1 protein-coding gene is annotated in these 467 nt (G+C 61.2%); it reads right to left on the minus strand.

Translation table 11 applies throughout. From position 1 onward, the window contains the following. On the minus strand, positions 1-467 hold a 467-nt coding region (locus M3627_RS20490), incomplete at both ends, for a PEP/pyruvate-binding domain-containing protein (protein ID WP_285841758.1).

Here is a 467-nt window from a genome sequence, read left to right on the forward strand (position 1 = left end):
GTCCGGGTCGGTCATGTCGGTAACCAGTACGTCGCCTGGCTCAATGCGATTCATCTCGCTGATATCGTGGATCACCTTGACCGGACCGGCGCCAATGCGGTGGCCGATGGCGCGCCCTTCGGCGATGATCTGCCCCTGAGCGTGGAGGGTATAACGCTCCATCACCTGGCCGCGGGAACGCACGGTTTCAGGACGCGCCTGGACGATAAATAGCTTACCGGTGTGGCCATCTTTCGCCCACTCGATATCCATCGGACGGCCGTAGTGCTTCTCGATCTGCACCGCCTGCTTCGCCAGCTCCTGCACTTCCTCGTTGCTTAACGAGAAAATATCGCGCTGCGCCTGCGGCACATCTTCGATACGCACCTGTTTACCGTGCTCCTGGGTCGGCGCGTAAACCATACGGATCTTTTTCGACCCCATGGTGCGGCGCACGATCGCCGGACGGCCAGCGGCCAGCGTCGGTT

This window comes from Psychrobacillus sp. MER TA 171, assembly GCF_023713305.1.
GTDB lineage: Bacteria > Bacillota > Bacilli > Bacillales_A > Planococcaceae > Psychrobacillus.